This is a genomic window from Ideonella sp. FW305-24, from assembly GCF_058788035.1.
The window spans coordinates 330428-351974 of the sequence record NZ_JBYTAI010000001.1; the positions used below are offsets into that span (position 1 = coordinate 330428).

At 69.2% G+C, this 21547-nt stretch carries 15 protein-coding genes; 5 read left to right on the forward strand and 10 right to left on the reverse strand.

Going from position 1 to position 21547, the window contains the following annotated elements:
• Positions 1 to 43 precede the first annotated feature (43 nt).
• Entirely contained in the window at positions 44 to 976 is a 933-nt protein-coding gene (locus tag AC3WR5_RS01440; RefSeq protein ID WP_492481280.1) for a DUF808 domain-containing protein, read from the forward strand.
• Between the two features lie 11 nt (positions 977 to 987).
• On the opposite strand, the gene AC3WR5_RS01445 is transcribed toward AC3WR5_RS01440, so the two are convergent.
• The gene (locus AC3WR5_RS01445) at positions 988 to 1683 is read right to left on the reverse strand and encodes an ABC transporter ATP-binding protein (protein ID WP_141284266.1); all 696 of its coding nucleotides are present in this window, start codon (positions 1681 to 1683) and stop codon (positions 988 to 990) included.
• Here AC3WR5_RS01445 and AC3WR5_RS01450 point away from each other — a divergent pair.
• Positions 1682 to 2389, forward strand: coding sequence for an arylesterase (locus AC3WR5_RS01450; protein WP_492481282.1), 708 nt, complete (start codon positions 1682 to 1684; stop codon positions 2387 to 2389). The genes AC3WR5_RS01445 and AC3WR5_RS01450 overlap by 2 nt on opposite strands.
• Before the next feature lie 56 nt (positions 2390 to 2445).
• On the opposite strand, the gene AC3WR5_RS01455 is transcribed toward AC3WR5_RS01450, so the two are convergent.
• The 8 genes from AC3WR5_RS01455 to AC3WR5_RS01490 form a co-directional block, all read right to left on the reverse strand.
• On the reverse strand, positions 2446 to 4434 hold the full coding sequence (locus tag AC3WR5_RS01455; RefSeq protein WP_492481284.1) for a DUF6600 domain-containing protein: 1989 nt from the start codon (positions 4432 to 4434) through the stop codon (positions 2446 to 2448).
• A 237-nt stretch (positions 4435 to 4671) separates the two neighbouring features.
• Positions 4672 to 5370, reverse strand: a complete 699-nt coding sequence (locus AC3WR5_RS01460) for a hypothetical protein (RefSeq protein ID WP_492481286.1) — start codon at positions 5368 to 5370, stop codon at positions 4672 to 4674.
• The gene (locus AC3WR5_RS01465) at positions 5367 to 6395 is read right to left on the reverse strand and encodes a transglutaminase family protein (protein ID WP_492481288.1); all 1029 of its coding nucleotides are present in this window, start codon (positions 6393 to 6395) and stop codon (positions 5367 to 5369) included. The genes AC3WR5_RS01460 and AC3WR5_RS01465 overlap by 4 nt, the downstream gene beginning before the upstream one ends.
• Positions 6392 to 9052 carry a circularly permuted type 2 ATP-grasp protein gene (locus tag AC3WR5_RS01470; protein WP_492481290.1) on the reverse strand — a complete coding sequence of 887 codons (2661 nt, stop codon included), beginning with the start codon at positions 9050 to 9052 and terminating at the stop codon, positions 6392 to 6394. Before AC3WR5_RS01470 ends, AC3WR5_RS01465 begins: the two co-directional genes overlap by 4 nt.
• A gap of 102 nt (positions 9053 to 9154) precedes the next feature.
• The gene (locus AC3WR5_RS01475; RefSeq protein WP_492481292.1) at positions 9155 to 12715 is read right to left on the reverse strand and encodes a transglutaminase family protein; all 3561 of its coding nucleotides are present in this window, start codon (positions 12713 to 12715) and stop codon (positions 9155 to 9157) included.
• A gap of 105 nt (positions 12716 to 12820) precedes the next feature.
• On the reverse strand, positions 12821 to 13777 hold the full coding sequence (locus AC3WR5_RS01480) for an alpha-E domain-containing protein (RefSeq protein ID WP_141289587.1): 957 nt from the start codon (positions 13775 to 13777) through the stop codon (positions 12821 to 12823).
• A 62-nt stretch (positions 13778 to 13839) separates the two neighbouring features.
• The gene (locus AC3WR5_RS01485) at positions 13840 to 15276 is read right to left on the reverse strand and encodes a circularly permuted type 2 ATP-grasp protein (RefSeq protein WP_141289586.1); all 1437 of its coding nucleotides are present in this window, start codon (positions 15274 to 15276) and stop codon (positions 13840 to 13842) included.
• On the reverse strand, positions 15273 to 17771 hold the full coding sequence (locus AC3WR5_RS01490) for a DNA internalization-related competence protein ComEC/Rec2 (protein WP_492481295.1): 2499 nt from the start codon (positions 17769 to 17771) through the stop codon (positions 15273 to 15275). The genes AC3WR5_RS01485 and AC3WR5_RS01490 overlap by 4 nt, the downstream gene beginning before the upstream one ends.
• A 78-nt stretch (positions 17772 to 17849) precedes the next feature.
• Between AC3WR5_RS01490 and AC3WR5_RS01495 the strand changes: the two genes are divergently transcribed.
• A complete protein-coding gene (locus AC3WR5_RS01495; protein WP_141286211.1) occupies positions 17850 to 18317 on the forward strand; it encodes a RidA family protein in 468 nt (155 codons plus the stop codon).
• Positions 18317 to 18793, forward strand: coding sequence for a disulfide bond formation protein B (locus tag AC3WR5_RS01500; RefSeq protein ID WP_141286213.1), 477 nt, complete (start codon positions 18317 to 18319; stop codon positions 18791 to 18793). Before AC3WR5_RS01495 ends, AC3WR5_RS01500 begins: the two co-directional genes overlap by 1 nt.
• Before the next feature lie 121 nt (positions 18794 to 18914).
• Here the strand turns inward: AC3WR5_RS01500 and AC3WR5_RS01505 are convergent, their stop codons facing one another.
• Positions 18915 to 20147 carry an HD-GYP domain-containing protein gene (locus AC3WR5_RS01505; RefSeq protein ID WP_492481298.1) on the reverse strand — a complete coding sequence of 411 codons (1233 nt, stop codon included), beginning with the start codon at positions 20145 to 20147 and terminating at the stop codon, positions 18915 to 18917.
• A gap of 202 nt (positions 20148 to 20349) precedes the next feature.
• Between AC3WR5_RS01505 and ubiM the strand changes: the two genes are divergently transcribed.
• Positions 20350 to 21546 carry a 5-demethoxyubiquinol-8 5-hydroxylase UbiM gene (gene ubiM, locus AC3WR5_RS01510; RefSeq protein ID WP_492481300.1) on the forward strand — a complete coding sequence of 399 codons (1197 nt, stop codon included), beginning with the start codon at positions 20350 to 20352 and terminating at the stop codon, positions 21544 to 21546.
• Position 21547: the final 1 nt, after the last annotated feature.

The following is a 21547-nucleotide window of genomic DNA, read 5'->3' on the forward strand; positions in this document are numbered from 1 at the left end:
GCGGTGGCACGCCTGACCACCACCACAAAGGAACCCACGATCCATGGCTGCTGCCAACCTGCTCGCGCTGATCGACGACATTGCCACCCTGCTCGACGATGTCGCGCTGATGACCAAGGTCGCGGCCAAGAAGACCGCAGGCGTGCTGGGCGACGACCTGGCGCTGAACGCCGAGCAGGTGTCGGGCGTGAAGGCCGACCGCGAGTTGCCGGTGGTCTGGGCCGTCGCCAAGGGCTCGCTGCTGAACAAGGCCATTTTGGTGCCGGCGGCAATGGCCATCAGCGCCTGGGTGCCGGCGCTGATCACGCCGCTGCTGATGGTGGGCGGCGCCTACCTGTGCTTCGAGGGCTTCGAGAAGCTGTGGCACCGCATCACCCACAGTGCGCATGCGGCGGAAGACGAAGCGCACCACGCCAGCCTGCTGGCCGCGGTGGAGAATCCCGCGATCGACCTGGTGGCGATGGAGCGCGACAAGATCCGCGGTGCGATCCGCACCGACTTCATCCTCTCGGCCGAGATCATCGCGATCACGCTGGGCAGCGTGGCCGGCCAGCCGCTGGTCACGCAGCTGGGCGTGCTGGTGACGGTGGCCGTGGTGCTGACCATCGGCGTCTACGGCCTGGTGGCCGCCATCGTCAAGATGGACGACGCCGGCCTGGCACTGAGCCGCATCGAAGGTGGCGGCGGCCTGCGGCCCGCGCTGCGCGCGTTTGGCCGCCTGTTGCTGGGCGCCGCGCCGTGGTTGATGAAGTTCCTGGCACTGGCCGGCACGGTGGCCATGTTCCTGGTCGGTGGCAGCATCCTGGTGCACGGCGCGCCGCCACTGCACCACGGCATCGAGACCATCACAGCCGCCCTGCCCGGCTGGCTGCACGCCATTGGCGGCATGGTGGCCGACCTCGGCGTGGGCCTGGTGGCCGGTGCGCTGGTGCTGGCAGGGGTCAGCCTGGTGCAGAAACTGCGCGGCAAGGCCTGAGCATCCCTGTTTCAGGCGGGGAGGTCGGCCAAAGTTTCCGGCATCAGCCTGCCGGCTTCGATGCGCAGCTGGCGGGCGCAGCGTGCGGCAATGGCGCGGTCGTGCGTGACCATCACCAGCGTCGTGCCCAGTTCGCGGTTCAGGTCGAACATCAGCTGCATCACCCGCTCGCCGGTGGCGTGATCCAGGCTGCCGGTGGGCTCATCGGCCAGCAGCACCTTGGGCTGCACGACAAAGGCCCGGGCCAGCGCCACGCGTTGCTGCTCACCGCCTGACATCAGCCGCGGGTAGTGCGCCAGGCGCTCGCCCAGGCCCACGCGTTGCAGCATCTCCTGCGCCTGGCTGCGCGCATCGCGCCGTCCGGCCAGCTCCAGCGGCAGCATCACGTTTTCCAGCGCGGTGCGGTTGGCCAGCAACTGGAAGCTCTGGAACACGAAGCCGAGCTTCTGTGCGCGCAGCGCAGCGCGTGCGTCCTCGTCCAGCGCGAACAGGTCCTGCCCGTCCAGCATGACCCGGCCTTCGCTGGGCGTGTCCAGCCCGGCCAGCAGCGCCAGCAAGGTGCTCTTGCCAGAACCCGAGGCGCCGACGATGGCGACCGATTCCCTGGCCTGCAGCACAAAAGAGATGTCGTGGAGAATGGTCAGCGTGCCGGTGGCATCGCTCACCCGTTTGGTGACCTGTTCAACGGCAATGATGGGTTCTGACATGAAGGCGAAGAAGATGGAAACCGCACCGCGCCTGCAGGGGCTGCGACGCCGGATCTTGCACTGTAGCGTGCTGCTGGCCGCGCTGTCGGCCAGTGGCGGCATGGCCCTCGCGGCCACGCCTGCGGCATCTACCGCGCCGGCTGCCACTCAATCCAGGGTGCTGGTCGTGGGCGACAGCCTGTCGGCCGAATACGGCCTGGCACGTGGCAGTGGCTGGGTGGCCTTGCTGGGCCAGCGGATGGCGGCCGAGAAGCTGCCGTTCGAAGTGGTGAATGCCAGCATCAGCGGCGACACCACCGCTGGCGGCCGCAGCCGGCTGCCGGCCCTGCTCAAGCAGTACCAGCCCAAGGTGCTGGTGATCGAGCTGGGCGGCAACGATGCCTTGCGCGGCCTGCCGCTGGCCAGCACGCGGGACAACCTGGCCGCAATGGCACTGGCGGGCAAGGCCGCTGGCGCGAAGCTGCTGTTGATCGGCATGCAGGTGCCGCCCAACTACGGCGCGCAATACACGCGCGACTTCGCCGACGTGTTCAGCAGCACCGCCCAGGCACAAAAAGCCGCGCTGGTGCCCTTTCTGCTGGCCGGCATTGCCGACCGGCCGGATGCAGAGCAGCTCTTCCAGCCCGACCGCATCCATCCCAAGGCCGAAGCGCATCCGCGCATGCTGGACAACGTCTGGCCGGTGCTCAAGCCGCTGCTGCGTTGAAACCACTCAACAAAACACCCGCCGAAGCGGGTGTTTTTCATCGGGCCTGAAGCGGTTCAGTTCGGGTCGCGGCGCGGATCCCCCGGGCGGCCACGCTGCTGGCCCTTGTCCTGCCGTTCGGCGGGTTCGGCACGTGGCTGCTGCTGTGGTTGCGGCACGGGCTGGACCTGCGGGCGAGCCTGCGGTTGCGGTTGCTGGGCCTGCGGCCGCTCCGCCGGCTGAGGGCGTTCCACAGGCTGCGGCCTTTCCACTGCCTGGGGCAGGCGCTGGACCTGTGGCCTCTCCACCTGTTGCGGCTGCACCCGCTCCGGCTGCTGCACAGCCGGAGCCTGCGGCCTCACCACCTGCGCGCCGCGGTGCCACATGCCGTTGTTGTCGTCACCATCATCCCGCTGCTGCGGCTGGCCACTGTTGAGCTGGCCGTTGCGCGGGTTGCCGTTGAAGGCAGCGTTCGGGTTGTGCGGCACGTCCGGACGGTGGCCAACGCGGTTGTCGTCCTCGTCCTGTGCCTGCGGACGGCGGCCCGGTTGCTGCGCAGCCTGCACGCCTTGCGGCGTGGCGGGCAGCGGCTGCACGCTGGGGCGTTGACCATTGTTCGGCCGCTCGCCGTCCGGCCTCGCGCCAGGCTGCGGTTGCTGTGCCACGGGCTGCCCACCAAACTGACCCCCGGGCCGGCCCGGTGTCACACCAGGCAACGGCGTGACGACCGGCCGGTTCGGCTGGCGGGCCGAAGGCGGCGGCTGCATGGCCTGGGCCGGTGCCTGCGGCGGTGCTGCAAGGGCAACGGCGTGACCAGGCTCGCGCACCACGCGGCCGACCACGGCGTCCGGCACGCGCTGAGCGCTGCCGCCCACGGGCTGACGGTTGAACATCACCGCCGAAGGCACGGCCGTGATGCCGCCGGGCACGCCACGGTTGGTGTACATCACAGGCGCACCGGGCGACTGGCGCGGCGGCTGGTAGTTCGGCGGCAGGCGCACATGGGTGTAGTTGATGCTCTGCACGTAGCGCGGCGAGTAGCGGTAGTACGGCACAAACACTTCGCGCGGCGCCAGCGGCACCCAGCCGACGACAGGCCCGCTGCCAACCGAGACCGACACGTTCCAGCCCGGGCCGGAACCGCCCACCCAGGCAACCATGGCCGGCGCATACACCGGGCGGCGCACGTACTGGCCTGGTGCCCAGCACCAGCGGCCACGCCAGCTGACCCAGCGGCCGTAGTGGAATGGTGCGAAGCCCCAGGCGGCATCGTCCTGCCAGGTCCAGCCCCATGGGCTGACCCAGATCCAGCGGCCGTAGCGGTACGGCGCCCAGTCTGTCTGCACCACCGTCGGCGTCCACACCGCACCGTACTCCGGGTGTGTGTCCCAGTTGCCCTGGCCAGCCAGGTCTTCTGCACCGGTCATCTCGGGCGAAACCGGGTAACGCTGCTGATCGGCGCGTGGCGGCTCGCGGCCGTCTTCATACAGCGCCCAACGCTCGAAATCGTCGTCTGCCGGGGCCCCCCAACTCAGCGCCAGCGGGCCGCGGCCTTCGTTGCTCAGGATGGCGCGCTGGCCGGTTCGCAGCGCCACGCTGCGGCTGTCGCTGTTGAACTGCAACTCGCCAGTCAGCACGCTGGCCTGTTCTTGATCGTCGGACACATCCACCCGGAACAAGCCGGTACTGCGCGGCAGATAACTGCCCTCACGGGTGTTCAGCGACACCTCCCGGATCAACTCCGGCTCGCGCACCCGAACAATGGCACTGCCGCTGTAGAGCCGCAGGTCCACGCGGTCATCGTCCAGGCGCTCGATCGCCAGGTCGGTACGTTCGTCCAGCCGCACGGTGGTCGAACCGATCTGCAGTTCCAGCCGAGATTCGCGGTCGGTGGTCAGGCGGTCACCGGTGGTGAAGGGGCGATTGCGCTGCAGGTCGAACCATTCACGCTGGCCTTGCTCCTGCATCCAGGCCTGGCCACGCACCTGGGCCACGCGGCCGACACGGCCTGGCGGATCGTCTTCCGCCTGCGCTGCCGGCGCCGCAGCCACCCAGAGGGCCAACACCGCCAGGGCGGCACCGGCACCTCGGCGCCATGCGCTGCCCCGGGTTCCCGTCACCCGGCCAGCCGGGCGCTTCGAAGACAAAAAGGATTGCATGCGGGGACTAACGTTCAGGCGGCCATCTGCGCTGACCCACTGCGGGTCAACCCCAGCACCAGCCGTATCCATTGGTGACAAAGCCCCGCTCAACCCGGGGCCAAAGCTCACGGTTTTCAGGCAATCCGCGCGCCCGAAGGTCGCTCAGGCGCCGGAGATGGCCAGGCTGGTGAGTTCGACCGATTGCGACATGCCTTGCGAGCAGCCGTCCAGCCACACTCGCAGCAGCGGTGCGCTGGTATCTGCGCTGACCGTGGGCACGCCGGAGAGCGCGGCCACGCCGTTGTAGCTCGCCGTCCAGGCCAGGCTGGGGCCGCCTTCCAGGTGCAAGGTGCCTGGCATCGCGTTGAAGCCGACCACGTTCCAGGTGTAGCGCTGGCCACGGTAGACCAGTTCCAGCCGCGGCACGTCGGTGTCGAACTGGCCCAGGCCCAGGTCCCAGCGGCTGACTTTCAGGTCAATCGCCAGGCGCTCGTAACTGCCGGCGCTGAGGTGGGACTCGGTCAACGCCACCTCGGCCGCCGCTTTCGGGCAGGCCACGCTGCCGGTGACCGGATCGGTGATGTAGAGCGCTGCGGCCATCTTCAGCAGGCCATTGCCCAGCGTGGTGCTGGCGGCGCTGGCCGGCTCGGCAGTCAGCTGCCAGCCGTCGGCGCTGCTGAAATCCCATTGCTGCGCGACCGTCAAGCCGCCGCTGTTTCCGGAGCTTCCCGAGCCGCCGGAACCGGCTGGCGTCGAGCTGCTGCCAGCGCTGCCTCCACCACCGCCGCCACAGGCGGAAACCGCCATCGCCAGCGGCAACAGGCAGGAGGAAAGGGGAAACAGGCGGCGAAACAGCATCATGGGGCATCGGCAGGAACAGGCCGTGCGGGTGGCGTGGCATCGCCACAGCCAACCTCTTCCGGCGGAAGCGCATTGTCCAACGGTTGCACCGTCACGGCCACCCGTGGCAACGCGCGGCCACCGCCGCGGATCACGCCGCGCAGCGGCGCCACATCGCCATAGTCGCGGCCCCAGGCCAGCGTCACGTGGTCCATGCCAGCCGGCACATCGTTGGTCGGGTCCAGCGCCACCCAGCCCTGCTCAGGGCACCAGATGGCCATCCAGGCATGCGAGGCATCGGCGCCGATCAGCCGCGGCTGGCCTTCTGGCGGGTTCGTCAACAGGTAGCCGCTGACGTAACGGGCCGCCAGGCCCAGCGAGCGGCAAGCACCAATCATCACGTGGGCAAAGTCCTGGCAAACGCCGCGCGACAGCGCCAGCGCCTCGGTGGCACGGGTGTTCACCGAGGTGCTTTGCGGCTGGTAGGCCATGCGCTCGTTGACCAGCTGCATCAAGGCCAGCGCGCCGCCCATCACCGAGCGGCCCGGCGTGAAGGCCAGCCGGCCAAAAGCGGCCAGCTGCGGTGAGCGCGGGGCGAAATGCGAGGGCAAGGTGAACTCGACCGCCTCGGCATGCGCCACACCAGCGTGGTAGCGCAGCGTTTCGGCCACGTCTTCCCACGCGGGGCTGTTTTCCGGGTCAGGAGCAGCTGCAGGCGTGAGCCCCACCTCGAAGCGCGAGCTGACGCACAGGCGCTCATGCACCCGCGAATGGCTGAAGGCCAGCCGGCCGTTGCCCCAGCAATCGAAGCTCATCTGGGTGGCTGGCGCCGGGCCGGTGTCGCTGGCCAGCTCTTCCCACTCATCGGGCGCCGGGTCGATGGACAGCGACCAGTCGCGCACCAGCTGGGTGTCGGTGACACGCGGGCTCAGGTAGGCCACGTGATGCGCCAGCTCCACCGGCGCGTCGTAGGCGTACACGGTGTCGTGCTGCACGCTCAGCCAGCGCATGTCTTCCCCCGTCTCGCCGCTCATCTCGCCGCTCATTGCCAGACCAGGTGATCCACAGCACCGACGTGCGAGAACATCTTGCGGCCCACCGCGTCCGACAGCGCCAGCGCCTGCTCGCTGCAGTCGCGCAAGGCGGTGATCAGCGCGGTGTGGCTGCCGTCCTCGTCGCGTGCGGCCAGCTTGGCCAGCGGCCAGGCCTCGGGCGTGGGCAGCGGCGCGGCCACCTCTGCAGCCCAGGCAGCCTCGTGCCGGGCCAGCTTCAGGAAGCGGCCACGCAGCGTCTGCGCCACCCAGCCCAGCGAGCGCGGGTTGTCCAGGTCGCGCACCAGCAGGTGCAGCAGCGGCGGCACTTCGCGCCGGGCCTGGAACTGGGCCCGGTAAGTGATGGTGGAGTCGAACAGGCCCAGCAGCAGCGCAAAACCGTCGTCGCGCTCGGGCAGGCCATGCTCGAAGCCGGTGGCCAGCGCGTGCGACAGGAAGTCCAGCCGCTCGATCTGCCGGCCCACGCTGAGCAGGCGCCAGCCGTCGTCGCGCGTCATGCGGTCGGTCTGCGCGCCGGTGATCGCGGCCAGGTGGGTGGCGGCGCGGTTCAGCACGCCCAGCACGTCCGACAGCGGCTCGGCCGAGCCGGACTCAAAGACCGAGGCCAGGTGCTGCTGAAAGTTTTCGCCAACCTCGTTGATCAACTTCCAGTGCTCCTGCGAAAGCCGCTCGCGCAAGGCCTGGGCGCAGCCCTGCAAGGCTTGCAGGTTGAAGGCCACGCTGGTCACGCCGCGGGTCTCGCCCAGCGAATGCACCAGCGAACGTTCGAACACCCGCAGCGACTGGGCCGGCGACGGCACGCCGGCACTGACCAGGCCATGCCGGCGCGCCAGCACGTCCAGCACCTGCAGCACAGCTGGCGAAGCACCGTGCAGCATCGAGCCGGACAAGGCCTCCAGTGTCAGCCGCGCCAGGCGCAGCAGGTTCTCGGCACGCTCGGTGTAGCGGCCCAGCCAGAACAGGTTCTCGGCCGAGCGGCTGGTCACCGTGCGGTGCCAGCCAGCCAGGTCGTCCACGCTGAGCGGCGGCGGCAGCAGCGTGGTCGGGTCGACTGCGCCATCGGTCAGCACCCAGGTGTCGACGCTGGCACTGCCGCGCTGCATCGACAGCCACGGATCGTGAATGCCATCGCGGCGGTGGGCCACGCGGGTCAGCCCGCCGGGCATCACGCGCCAACCGCCAGCACCGTCCGCAATCGCGAACACCCGCAGCACGGCGGTGCGCGGCTCCAGCGCGCCCTCGCGCCAGACCGGTAGCTGCGACGGCCGGGCGCGCGACAGCAGCGTGTGCGCCGGCGGGTCGGCTTCGATGCGGCCGGCCAGCGCGGCGCGCGCGCTGGGCGCCTGCGTGGCCATCAGCACCGGTGTGAATCCGGTGGTCGTCTCGCTGGACGGGAAGGTGGGTGCGACGACGAATTCTTCCAGACGCGCCTGGTGGCGCTGCCAGACCGAGGCTTCGCCGCACCACCAGGTGGTCGTCGTCGGCAGCAGCAGGTCTTCGCCCAACAGGCGCTCGCAGACCGCTGGCCAGAATGCTGCCAGGCCCGGGCTTTCCAGCCAGCCGGAACCGGGCGTGTTGGCCACCACCACTTCACCGGCGCGCAGTGCCTGCAGCAGGCCGGGCACACCCAGCGCCGAGTCGGAGCGCAGCTCCAGCGGGTCGAGGAATTCGTCGTCCACCCGGCGCAGCACGCCGTGCACCCGCTCCATACCGTGCAGCGTCTTCAGGTACAGCCGGTTGGCGCGCACCGTCAGGTCACCACCTTCGACCAGCGTGATGCCCAGGTAGCGCGCCAGGAAGACCTGCTCGAAATAGGTTTCGTTGTGCGGACCGGGTGTCAGCAGCACCACGCGGGCACGCTCGCCCGCCTTGCTGAGCCGCATCACGCCATGCAGCAAGGCCTGGAACGAGGCCGCCAGGCGCTGCACCTTCAACTCGCCGAAAGCTTCCGGGAACTGCTGCGAAATGATGAGCCGGTTTTCCAGCAGGTAGCCCAGGCCGGAGGGCGCCTGCGTGCGCTGGCCCAGCACCCACCAACCGCCATCCGGCCCACGCGCCAGGTCGAAGGCGGCCACGTGCAGGTGCACGCCGCCCGGCGGCACGCAGCCGTGCAGCGGCCGCAGGTATTGCGGGTGGCCCAGCACCAGCGAAGGCGGCAGCAGGCCTTCTTCCAGCAGCAGGCGCTCGCCGTAGACGTCGCTCATCGCGGCGTTCATCAGCTTGGTGCGCTGCTGCACACCGGCCTCAATGCCGGCCCACTCTTCCGGGCCGATCAGCATCGGCAGCAGTTCCAGCGGCCAGGCGCGTGGCACGCTGGGGCCGTCGTCATAGACGTTGTAGGTCGCGCCGTCCTCGCGCACCCGGCGCTGCACGCGCGCTGCGCGGTTGGCCAGGTCCAGCCATCCGGCCGAGCCGTTGGCGCGGAAAAAACGCTGCCACAGCGGCGCGATCTCGGGCCGCGGCGTGCCAGCTTCTGGCGTGCCGGCAGGCTGCGCGTGCAACTCGTCGAAATGGCCGTCGTCGCTGCGCTGCGCTGCGGCCTGCACAAAGGCCAGCGCGTCCGGCAGTTCGTCTGGCAGCAGCGATTGCTGCGGCTGCGCGGACGAACCGGCCGGGTTGAGCGGAGAGGAAGACAGCAAGCTCACGGACATCCCGACATCATGCCCTGCCCCGGCCCGGGGCCAGCTACGTGCTGGCCCTCGCGCACGGGGCGGATTTCACGGCACCGCGCCGCGCGCACCTCGCTGCGCGGCTCAGCGCCAGGCACGCCGCAAGTCCAGGGTGAACGGGAACTCCTGGCTGCGTTGCGCTTCGGGCGCCTCCACCGGGCCGCTGGTGTGACCCAGCGGCGAGAAGCGCGCCAGGCGGCGGCTCTCGGCCTCGAAGGCGTTCACCGGGAAGGTGTCGTAGTTGCGGCCGCCCGGGTGGGCGACGAAATACTGGCAGCCGCCAAGAGAACGGTTCATCCAGGTGTCGACCACGTCCACCGTCAGCGGCGCCTGCACGCCAATGCTGGGGTGCAGCGCCGAAGGCGGCAGCCAGGCGCGGTAGCGCACGCCGGCCACGAACTCGCCGGCCACGCCGGTCGGCTGCAGCGGCACCGTCACGCCATTGACGGTGATGCGGTGGCGCGTGTCGATCAGGCCGCTGACCTTCAGCTCCAGCCGCTCCAGCGAGGAGTCGACGTAGCGCACCGTGCCGCCAGCGCTGCCCTCTTCGCCCATCACATGCCAGGGCTCGAGCGCGTTGCGCAGCGTCAGGTGCAGGCCACGCGCAGCGAACTCGCCGACCTTGGGGAAGCGGAACTCGAAGTGCGGTGCGAACCAGCCGCCGTCGAAGGCGTAGCCGGCCTGCTGCATGTCCTCCATCACGTCGTCGAAGTCCATCTGCACGAAGGTCGGCAGCAGGAAACGGTCGTGCAGCTCGGTGCCCCAGCGCACCAGCGGCGCGCGGTAGGGCTGCTGCCAGAATCGCGCCACCAGCGCACGCAGCAGCAGCTGCTGGACCACGCTCATGCGCGCATGCGGCGGCATTTCGAAGGCGCGCAGCTCCAGCAGGCCCAGCCGGCCGGTGGCCGAATCGGGCGAATAGAGCTTGTCGATGCAGAACTCGCTGCGGTGGGTGTTGCCGGTCACGTCGACCAGCACGTTGCGCAGCGCGCGGTCCACCGTCCAGGGCGGCACGGCCGGGCCGCCGGCCTGGGCCGCGTCGGTCAGGCGGAAGATTTCGCCGAGCGCAATCTCCAGCTCGCGCAGCTGGTCGTTGCGGGCTTCGTCCACGCGCGGTGCCTGGCTGGTCGGGCCGATGAACAGGCCAGAGAACAGGTAGCTCAATGAGGGGTGGTTGTGCCAGTAGCCCAGCAGCGAAGCCAGCAGCTCGGGCCGGCGCAGGAACGGCGAATCGGCCGGCGTGGCGCCGCCCATCACGAAGTGGTTGCCGCCGCCGGTGCCGGTGTGCCGGCCGTCGACCATGAACTTCTCGGACGACAGGCGCGACTGCCAGGCCGCGTCATAGAGGAACTCGGTGTGCGCGACCAGTTCCTTCCAACTCTGCGCCGGGTGGATGTTGACCTCGATCACGCCCGGGTCCGGCGTGACCTGCAGCAGCTTCAGGCGCGGGTCGCGCGGCGGCGGGTAGCCTTCCATCACGATCTTCACGCCCAGCTCGGCCGCCGTGGCTTCCACCGCGGCCACCAGCGCCAGGTAGTCCTCCAGCAGCTGCAGCGGCGGCATGAACACGTACAGCACGCCAGTGGCCTGGCCGACCTTCTCGGCCTTCGGACCGTTGGCGCGGCGCGGGTCGCGCACTTCCACGCACAGCGCCGTGCGCGTCAGCCAGTGGGCCGACTCGTGGCGGCCAGGCAAGGCCTGTGCGGCCAACGCATCGGCGCCGCCAGGCACGTCGCGGCCGGACAGCGGGCCCTTGGGGTTGTCGATCAGGCCATCGCGCTCGGCCAGCTCGTCACCTTCGGGCGCAGCGCCGTCCGCCATGCCCAGGCCTGTCGAATGCGCCGGGCCACCAGGCTCGCCACCGATCACCGGCCATCCTCGAGCACCCGCGGCGCTGCCTTCGGCCTTGTTGCCCAGCACCGACTGGCTGCGGTACGGCACGCTGGCGGGCAAGGCGTCGCGCGGGGCAAACGGGTCTTGCGGGTACTGGAACGGGAACTGAGATTCGCTGACCCAGGGCAGCGAGTCCAGCGGCAGCCGGTAGCCCATCGGCGAGTCGCCAGGGAACAGGTACATGCGCTCGTCGCGGAAGAACCAAGGGCCCGTCTGCCAGCGGATGCCGTCCAGGCTCGGCCCTTCGGCTCGCTTGATCGGCAGCACGTAGCCCACTTCGTAGGCCAAGCCCTGGTCGAACACGCGGCGCAGGCGCAGGCGCTCGAGTTCGTCTTCCAGTTCGGACTCGAACGGATCCACGTTGACCGGCAGGCGGCGCTCGCGCCACAGGTAGTACCAGGTGTCTTCGTAGCCGGTCTGCACGAACTGCGTGTCCAGGCCCAGGCGGGTGGTCAACGCATCGATGAAGCGGCGCGCGTCGGCGCTGGTGTAGCGGTGCGCGTCGCGCTCGTCGGCAAACAGCGAGGGGTCTTGCCAGCAGGGTTTGCCGTCGGCACGCCAGTAGATGGACAGCGCCCAGCGCGGCAACTGTTCGCCCGGGTACCACTTGCCCTGGCCGAAGTGCAGGAAGCCGCCCTTGCCGTATTCGGCGCGCAGGCGCTGCACCAGGTCCTGCGCCAGCATGCGCTTGGTCGGGCCCAGCGCGTCGGTGTTCCATTCGGCGCCGTCGCGATCGTCGACCGAGACGAAGGTCGGCTCGCCGCCCATGGTCAGGCGCACGTCGCCGGCTTCGAGCTGGCGGTCCACGCGCTCGCCCAGCTGCAGCACCTCGGCCCACTGGTCCTCGGTGTAGGGCTTGGTGACGCGCGGGGATTCCCAGACGCGGCTGATGCCCATCTCGTGGCCGAACTCGACCTCGCACTCGTCCACCGCACCGCTGATGGGCGCGGCGCTGGAGGGCTGCGGTGTGCAGGCCAGCGGAATGTGGCCTTCGCCGGCCAGCAGGCCGGAGGTCGGGTCCAGGCCGATCCAGCCGGCGCCGGGCAGGTAGACCTCGCACCAGGCGTGCAGGTCGGTGAAGTCGACCTCGGTGCCGCTGGGGCCGTCCAGCGCCTTGACGTCCGGCGCCAGCTGGATCAGGTAGCCGGAGACGAAGCGCGCGGCCAGGCCCAGGTGGCGCATGGTCTGCACCAGCAGCCAGCCGGTGTCGCGGCAGGAACCGGAGCCGTTGACCAGCGTTTCCTCCGGCGTCTGCACGCCGGGCTCCATGCGGATCAGGTAGGAGATGTCGTGCTGCAGCCGCTGGTTCAGCGCCACCAGGAAGTCGATGGTGGTGGTTTCGGTGCGGTCGATGCTGGCGAGGAACCTGGCGAAGGCCGGCGTCGGCGGCTCCACGACCAGGTAGGGCGCCAGCTCGCGCGCAAGCTCCAGCGAGTAGGTGAACGGGAAGGTCTGGGCGTCGGGTTCGAGGAAGAAGTCGAACGGGTTGTAGACCGACATCTCGGCCACCAGGTCCACCGTGACCTTGAACTCGGTCGTCGGCTCCGGGAAGACCAGCCGGCCCAGGTAGTTGGCAAACGGATCCTGCTGCCAGTTGATGAAGTGGTTGGCCGGCTCGACCTTCATCGAGTAGGCCAGGATGGGCGTGCGGCAATGCGGCGCCGGTCGCAGGCGCACGACCTGCGGCGAAAGATTGACCCGCCGGTCATACCGGTAGTGGGTGACGTGCTTGAGCGCGACGTGGATGGACAAGGGATTTCCTTTGCGTCGGTCAACGACAGGATGAACGGTTGTCGATGTCTGCGGCGCGCGCGAACCGGCTGGCACCCCGTGGGCACCAGCCGGCCCGCGCGAAGTTCAATGTGCCGAAACCAGGAAGTCGCGGCTGATGCCCAGGCCCAGGTCGCCCACGCGGTCCAGGAACTGGGTCAGGTAGGCATGCAGGCCGGTGGACAGGATCTCGTCGATGCGGGCGAATTCAAGGTCGCAGCGCAGCCGGCCGGCGCGGCGCAGCGTCTCGCCCGATTGTTCGTTGGACACCAGCTTCAGGTTGGTGACGACCTCGTTCAGGCAGGCGGCCAGCGAGCGTGGCATGTCCGGCCGCAGGATCAGCAGCTCGGCCACCTTGTCGGGCTGGATCACGTTGCGGTAGACCTTGCGGTAGATCTCGAAGGCCGAGACCGAGCGCAGGATGGCCGACCAGTGATAGAAGTCGTACTCGCTGTCGCGTTCGTCGGCCGCGCCGTAGAAGTCGCTCTCCACCGCATGGAACTTCACGTCCAGCAGGCGGGCGGTGTTGTCGGCCCGCTCCAGGAAGGAGCCGATGCGGATGAAGTAGAAAGCCTCGTCCTGCAGCATGGTGCCCACCGTCACGCCACGCGACAGGTGCGAGCGGAACTTGACCCACTCGAACACCGAGGACGGGTCGCGCGCCATCACGCCATCGGCCAGCATGCGGTTGAACTCCAGCCAGGTCTGGTTGGTCGTCTCCCAGGCCTCGGTGGTCAGGGAGCCGCGCACCGCGCGGGCGTTTTCACGCGCCGCCCGCAGGCAGCTGAGGATGGACGAGGGGTTGCGCTCGTCGCGCACCATGAAGTCCTTGACCTGCCGCGGGTGGATCGCCCCGTAGCGGTTGTTGTAGTCGTGCGTCAGCTCGGAGATGCTGAGCAGCCCGCGCCAGCCTTGCTCGGCCACCGCGGCCGACTGCGGCAGCAGCGAGCTCTGGTAGTTGACGTCCAGCATGCGGGCGGTGTTCTCGGCGCGCTCCATGTAGCGCGCCATCCAGAACAAATGGTCGGCAGTTCGAGAAAGCATGTGTGATCCGTTTGTAGCCTTGTTCCGGGAGTCGCTTCAAAAGCGTTGTCAATGTCGAGGGATCAGTCCTCCAGCACCCAGGTGTCCTTGGTACCACCGCCTTGTGAAGAGTTGACGACCAGAGAGCCTTCCTTGAGCGCCACGCGCGTCAGGCCGCCCGGCACCATCTGCACTTCCTTGGCGCCAGACAGCACAAACGGCCGCAGGTCGATGTGGCGCGGCGCGATGCCCGACTCGACGAAGGTCGGGCAGGTCGACAGGCTCAGCGTGGGCTGGGCGATGTAGTTGCTCGGGTTGGCGATCAGGTGAGCCCGGAAGTCCTCGATCTCGGCCTTGGTGGCCGCCGGGCCGACCAGCATGCCGTAGCCGCCTGCGCCGTGCACTTCCTTGACCACCAGGTCCGGCAGGTGGTCCAGCACGTACTTCAGGTCGTCCGGCTCGCGGCACAGGTGCGTGGGCACGTTGTTCAGGATGGGCTTTTCACCCAGGTAGAACTCGACCATCTTGGGCACGTAGGGGTAGATGGACTTGTCGTCCGCCACACCCGTGCCCACCGCGTTCGACAGCGTGACATTGCCCGCCTTGTAGGCCTCGATCAGGCCGGCGCAGCCCAGCGTGGAGTTCGGGCGGAAGACGTCCGGATCCAGGAAGTCGTCGTCCAGCCGGCGGTAGATCACGTCGACCCGCTTCGGGCCTTGCGTGGTGCGCATGAAGACGAACTTGTCCTTGACGAACAAGTCCTGGCCTTCGACCAGCTCCACACCCATCTGCTGGGCCAGGAAGGCGTGCTCGAAGTAGGCCGAGTTGTACATGCCCGGCGTGAGCACCACCACGGTCGGATCGTTGACGCCGCTGGGGGCGACGCTGCGCAGCGTTTCCAGCAACAGGTCGGGGTAGTGGGCCACCGGGGCGACGCGGTGGTCGGAGAACAGATCCGGGAACAGCCGCATCATCATCTTGCGGTTTTCCAGCATGTAGCTGACACCGCTGGGCACGCGCAGGTTGTCTTCCAGCACGTAGTAGCTGCCGGAGCCATCGGGGTTGGCGGCACGCACGATGTCGATACCGGCAATGTGCGAGTACAGCCCGTGCGGCACGTCCACGCCCATCATCTCTGGGCGGAACTGCGCGTTGTGGGTAATCTGCTCGGCGGGCACGATGCCGGCCTTCAGGATCTCCTGGCCGTGGTAGACGTCGTGGATGAAGCGGTTCAGCGCGGTGACGCGCTGCGCCAGGCCTTTTTCCATCTCGCGCCACTCGTGCGCCGGGATGACCCGCGGAATCAGGTCAAACGGGATCAGGCGTTCGGTGCCTTCGCCGGAATCCTTGTCGCCATACACGGCGAAGGTGATGCCGACACGGCGAAAGATGACCTCGGCCTCCTCGCGGCGCGCCTTCATCATGTCGCCCGGCTGCTGGGCAAGCCAGCGGTCGTAAGTGCGGTAGTGCTCGCGCACTGTCGCGCTGTTCGCATGCATCTCGTCGAAGCTGGGTCTCATTCATGCTCTCCTGCAGGGGAATCCGTAGCAACAACCGCACCAGCCGCGGGCAGAACAGACCCGCTGGCGGCCGGCCCCTGCCAGTGCCAATGGCGCTTTTGCACGTCGCGCGTGCATGTTGCACCATTTGCCGACCAACGCCACGCACCGCAGTGGTCGCTGCGCACCACCGGCACGCGCAGCGCCTGGTAGCGCGCCAGCACCTGCGGATGCGGATGGCCAAAGCGGCTTCGATAGCCTACCTGCACCACGGCCACCTTCGGCCCCACCGCACGCAAGAATTCTTCGCTGGACGAGGTGTGGCTGCCATGGTGTGGCACCAGCAGCACGGTGCTGGCAAGCAGTTCGGGTGACTGCGCCACCAGCATGTGTTCCTGCGCCGCTTCGAGGTCGCCGGTCAGCAGCGCGCTGCGGCCCGCCGCGTCGCTGACCTTCAGCACGCAGCTGACGGTGTTGGGTTTGACGCCGACAAGCTGGGCGCCAGGTGCGGGAAACAACATCTGGAAATGCACGCCGTCCCAATCCCACTGCTGGCCGGCGGCGCAGGTCTCGTGGTGCACCGCCTGCGCCAGCAAGGGGTGCCCAGCTTCCAGGCTGCTGAGCAGGCGCACCTGCGGCCAGCGGGCGAGCAAGGCCGGCGCGCCGCCGACGTGGTCCAGGTCGCGGTGGCTCAGCACCAGCGTGTCCAGTTGGGTGTCGCCCAGCGCCTGCAGCAGCGGCAGCAGCACACGCTGGCCGGCGTCGCTATCGACTGAAAAGCGCGGGCCGGTGTCGTGCACCAGCGTGTGATGCGCGGTGCGGATCACCACTGCGCTGCCCTGCCCCACGTCCGCCGCGACCAGCTCGAACTCGCCCACCGGCGGCCGCGGCACTGCAGGCCACAGCAGCGGCAACGCCAGCGGCACACCCAGCAGCCGCAGGCGCCACGGCAATGGCAAAGCCAGCAGCAGGCCGCCCAGCAGCCCGAAGGCCATCACCAGCGCGGTGGACTCCGGCACGCCCCAGCTCGCTGCCGGCCAGCTGGCGAGCCACTGCAGCCAGGCCAGCAGTGGCTGCAGCAGCCAGCCCGCCAAGGTCCAGAAGCCTGGCCACAGCGTGCCCAGCAAGGCCAGCGGCGTGATCACGAAGGTCACCAGCGGCACGGCCACCCAGTTCGCCGGCAAGCCGACCAGCGAGATCTGCTGGAACAGCACCAGCGTCAACGGCGCCAGGCCCACGGTGATGACCCATTGGGCACGCGCCGCGCGGCGCAGGGCCAGCAGCAGCCAAGCCCGCCAGCCCACCGGCCCGGCAGAGGTCGCGGGCTCGGCCGAGTCGGCCATCATCAGCAGCGCCACCGCGGCGAAGGACAGCCAAAAGCCCGGCTGCAGCATGGCCCACGGATCCAGCAGCGTGACCAGCGCGCCCGTCAGCGCGCACAGCAGCAAGGCTGGCCAGGGCGGACCGAAGCTGCGCAGCACAACCGCCAGCGCCAGCATGCAGACGGTGCGCTGCGCCGGCACACCCCAGCCCGCCATCAGCGCATACAGCGTGGCAAACACCAGGCCGCCCCAGCGCGCGGCGACCGGCGCCGGCAGCCAGTGCCGCAGCCGCACGCTGCGCCGCCAGCCGGTGCCCACCAGCAGCCCTGCCATGGCGGCGAACAAGGTGATGTGCAGCCCGCTGATCGAGATCAAATGGCTCACGCCTGTCTGCCGGTACAGCGCCCAGCCCTTGCCGTCGATGGCCGACTGGTCGCCCACCGCCAGCGCCGCCAGCAAGCCGGTGGCCGCCGGGTCGGCCGTGCCGAGCAGGATGCGGTCACGCCAGCGCTGGCGCAGCGTGTCCAGCACTTCGACTGGCTGCCACCAGCGCGGGCCGTCCAGCCGCTGGGCCATGCCAGGCCTGGGCGCGCGCACCGCGCCGACCGCGCCCAAGCCCTGCTCGAACATCCACAGCTCGGCATCGAAACCACCGGGGTTCATCGCGCCATGCGGGCGCCTCAGCTTCACCGGCAGGCGCCAGGCTTCGCCGGCCCGCAAGGCAGCAGGCGCACCCGCGGTACCGCCAGCCAGTTCGTCCGGGCTGCCAGGCACTGGCCATGAGAGCCACAGCTGCGCAGGGAAACTGTCCAGCGGCATGGGCTGGCCACCGGCCGCCTGCACGCCGCTCACCTGCAGCACAAAGCGCAGACCGTTTGCGTCCACCTGCGGCAGGCCGACGACACGGCCCTGCACACTGAGCTCTGCACCTTCCAGCGCCGGGCTCAAGACCTGCGCCAGCCTCGCGGCGGCACGCAGGCCCGTGCTGCCGAAGGCCGCCAGGCCCAGCCCCAGGGCCAGCAGCAGCACGGCCCGGCGCTGCAGCCAGGCAGCAGCCAGAAAGCAGACCGCACCCGCCGCCAGCAAGCCACCATAGGCCGGCAACGGCCACAGCGCCGCTTGCTGAAGCTGCAAAGCCAGGCCCGCAGTCCAGCCCAGCACCAACAGCAGGACGCTACGGCCCCAGCCTGTCATCCGCCCCTCCCCCTCGTCTTCTCATGCCCCAGTGTAGGATTCCCGCACCGTCTGTTTTTTGAAGAAAGAGAAGTCATCATGTCCGTCGCCGAACGCCTGCAACAACTGGGCATTGCGCTGCCGCCCGTGGCCATTCCGGCTGCCGCCTATGTGCCCTTCGTGCAGACCGGCTCGCTGGTCTTCATCTCCGGCCACATTGCCAAGAAGCCCGATGGCCAGCCCTGGGTCGGCCAGCTCGGCGTGAACATGGCCACAGAAGAAGGCCAGGCCGCGGCGCGCTCCATCGCCATCGAGCTGATGGGCACGCTGAGCGCCGCGGTCGGTGGCGACCTGTCTCGCGTCAAGCGCATCGTCAAGGTCATGAGCCTGGTCAATTCCGCGCCCACCTTCACCGAGCAGCACCTGGTGACCAACGGCTGCTCCGAACTGCTCGGTGAGGTCTTCGGCCCCGAGGTCGGCGCGCATGCGCGCAGCGCGTTTGGCGTGGCGCAGATTCCGCGCGGCGCCTGCGTCGAGATCGAACTGATCGCCGAGATCCAAGCCTGATGGCCCGCGGCAGACAAGCCGCCAGCCAGTGGCTGGTGCTGGTGGCGCTGCTGTGCTTCGGCGCGGTCGGCTTCGCGCTGTTTGCCCAGTACAGGCTGGACATGCTGCCCTGCCCTTGGTGCACGCTGCAGCGGCTGATCTTCCTGGTGATTGGCGTGCTGGCCTTGCTGGCCGCGGCCGTGCGCGGGCTGCGCAAGCCGCTGGCCGGCCTGGGCCTGCTGCTGAGCCTGGCAGGTGTGGCCAGCGCGCTGTGGCAGCACTTCTATGCTGCGGCCAGCGCCTCTTGCAACCTGACGCTGGCCGACAAGATCCTCGACAAGCTGGGCCTGTTCGAGCTGGCGCCTTCGGTCTTCGCGCCGATGGCGTCCTGCGCCGATGCAGCCGTCAACCTGCTGGGCGTGCCGTTTGCGTTCTGGAGCCTGGCGCTGTTTGCGCTGTGCGGCTTGATCTGGGTGCAGACGCTGCGCCGGGTCTGAGAGGGCCCCCAGACCTGCCGCTTCGCGTCAGGCCCCCCGAGGGGGATGAGAAAACTTGGGGCGGCCCGGCGTTTTCTCATGAGCCAACGGGCCGGTGCGTGGCGCCGGCTCGCTCGCCTCGTCAGTCCAGCAGCCAGAGCTGCTCGAGGTCGGCAAAGCGCCAGGCGTCAGGCACCTCGGGGCCGAGGATGCGGTTCTTGGCCGAGCCATCGGCCAGGTCCAGCACATAAGGCGTGATGCGGTGCCGCTCGCCAATGTCGTAGAAGACACGCACACGCGGCGTCAACAGCGCGCTGCTGTTGAGCGCCAGCACCACGGCCAGGTGCTCTGACTGCAGCCGCACCAGCGAACCCACCGGGTAGATGCCCACGGCCTTGACGAAATGCTGGAACACGGCGTTGTCGAACTGCCCCTTGGCCTGGGCCATTTGCCGCATCGCGTCGCCCGGGTCCCAGGGCGTGCGGTAAGGCCGGCGCGAGGTCACCGCATCGTACACATCGCAGACCGCGGCCATGCGGGCCAGCACGCCAATGCGCTCTCCCGCCTGCGCGTCCGGATAGCCGCTGCCGTCCACCCGTTCGTGGTGATGCAGGCAGGCGTTGAGCACGGCCGGGCTGTAGCCGCCTTCGGACTTGAGCATGTCGTGGCTGTGGCGCACATGGGTCTTCATCAGCGCCAGCTCTTCAGGGCTGAGCCGGCCGGGCTTGTTCAACAGCTCGGTCGGCAGCGCCGCCTTGCCAATGTCCAGCACCAGCCCGGCCAGGCCGGCTTCGCGCACCATGGCTGGAGGCAGCCCCATCTGGCGGGCCAGGCCGACCATCAGCGCGCACACCGCCACCGCGTGCATGTAGGTGTAGTCGTCCACCGTCTTCAGCCGGGCCACGCTGGCCAGCGCCCCGGGCTTGCGGGACATCGCATCGACGATGCCCTCGACCACCGGCAGGCAGGTCTTGGCGTCCACCGCCTGGCCCAGGCGGGCTGCGTCGAAAAGGCCCATCACGCTGCCCATGGCCTGCCGGCTGACCTGCAGTGCATCGGTGTAGCGGGGCCCCACCGGGTCCAGCGCCGGATGCGGCATGGGCAGAGGCGAGTCCTCTTCTTCGGCCGGCGTTGCCAAGGCCTCCGCGCCGACGACCGCCACCGCGTCTTTGGCCTCGTCTGCCAGAGGCACGTCCAGGCCGCGTTCGGTGTCGATGACGACTTCGGCAATGCCGGCTTCGAGGATGCGCGCAATGTCCCGCTGGTCACGCAGCAGGAATTTGGAACGCCAGAACGGATGATCCATCCACGAGCCGGTGAGCTGGTGGAGGAACATGCCCAGTTGCAACTGAGGGGAAGGTATGGTCTTCAGCACGAGGGCAGCATGCCACGTCGGCTGTGAGGGCAATCACCGGAAAAGACGGGCGGAAGTAGACACCCGTGCGGAGGCAAGCCCTCTTCGAACCGGCCGCGGCAATGCGTGAATGGGTCGTGAGGCAGATCAAACGCCACGCTGGAAGGTGCCGCTAAGGTGCGGTGGTTCCTCACGCGCAGCTCTCGCGCCGAAAGCCTTGCCCATGCCCCACGCCTCCGCCGCATCTGTTGACGTGCTGATCGCCGGCGCCGGTCCCGCAGGACTTGCACTGGCCATTGCCCTGGCCCGCCAAGGCCTGCGCATCACCGTGCTGGAACAGGCGCTCTGGGCCGCATTGGCCAAGCCGGCGGAAGACGGACGGGACATCGCGCTCACCCACCGCTCGCGGCGAATCCTGGAGGAGTTGGGCATTTGGCAGCGTCTTCCCGCCGCCGAGATTGCGCCGCTGCGCCAGGCCCATGTGCACGACGGCGGCATGCCGTGGCCGCTGCAATTCGATGCACGCAGCGACGGGCACGAGGCCCTGGGCTGGCTGGTGCCGAACCACCGCCTGCGGGAAGCCGCCTGGGCCGTGGCGCAACACACGCCCGGCGTCCAGGTCGAAACGCAGGCCTGCGTCGTTCGATTTGAGGCACAGCCGGCAGTGGCCGTGCTGGACACTGCCGACGGCCGCCGCTGGCAGGCGCCGCTGGTGGTGGCCGCGGACAGCCGCTTTTCCGCGCTGCGCCGGATGGCGGGATTGCCGGCCCGCTCGCTGGATTTCGGCCGCACCGCCATCGTCTGCCGGGTTGCCCACACCTTGCCGCACCAGGGCATTGCCCACGAATGTTTTCGCTACGGCCTGACCCTGGCCATGTTGCCCATGGCAGGTCTGCAAAGCTCCGCGGTGCTGACCGTGCGCCAGGCAGAGGCCGCTGGCTGGCTGGACATGGACGACCAATCCTTCGCCGCACGACTCACCGAGCAGTTCGGACCGTCGCTGGGCGGCTTGCACCTGGCCGGGCAGCGGCATGCCTACCCGCTGGTGGCCGTGCAGGCCTTGCGGCTGGTGGGCCCGCGCATCGCACTGATCGGGGACGCGGCGGTCGGCATGCACCCGGTCACCGCGCACGGCTTCAACTTCGGGCTCTACGGCGTGCAGACCTTGACACGCGAAGTGGCGGCTGCGTTCCGGGCCTGCGGCGATGTCGGCGATGCCCGGGCCCTGCAGCGCTACGCGGCCGAACACCAGCGCACCACCTGGCCGGTCTATCACGGCACCAATGGCGTGGCACAGCTGTTCACAGACGACCGGCCCGCCGCCCGCGCGGCGCGCAAGGCCGTGCTGTGGCTGGCCCAGGTGCTGCCGCCGGTGAGACGCGCCGTGACGCGCCAACTCACCGGCGCAACACCCGCCTGAG